The following is a 239-nucleotide window of genomic DNA, read 5'->3' on the forward strand; positions in this document are numbered from 1 at the left end:
TTTCAGCTTAGGAGCCCTGCTGATCGCGGGGATACCGGAGAAGGCCTCGGCAGCGTCACCACGATGGAGGAGTCGCCGGAGCATATCCGCCGCGAGCAGACGCTGAAGACGTTGCTGCGCGAAGTCAGCCATCGTTCGAAAAATCTGCTCGCCTACATCCAGAGTATGGCCACCCAGACCGGGCGCTTCACGGAGACGCTCGGAGAAGTCCTGGCGCGCTTCCGCGGCCGGCTGTAATC

1 pseudogene is annotated in these 239 nt (G+C 62.8%); it reads left to right on the top strand.

Going from position 1 to position 239, the window contains the following annotated elements:
- Positions 1-234, top strand: a pseudogene (locus KVT37_RS32780) (HWE histidine kinase domain-containing protein); the annotation flags it as partial.
- Positions 235-239: the final 5 nt, after the last annotated feature.

This window comes from Mesorhizobium sp. GbtcB19, from assembly GCF_019091085.1.
GTDB lineage: Bacteria > Pseudomonadota > Alphaproteobacteria > Rhizobiales > Rhizobiaceae > Mesorhizobium.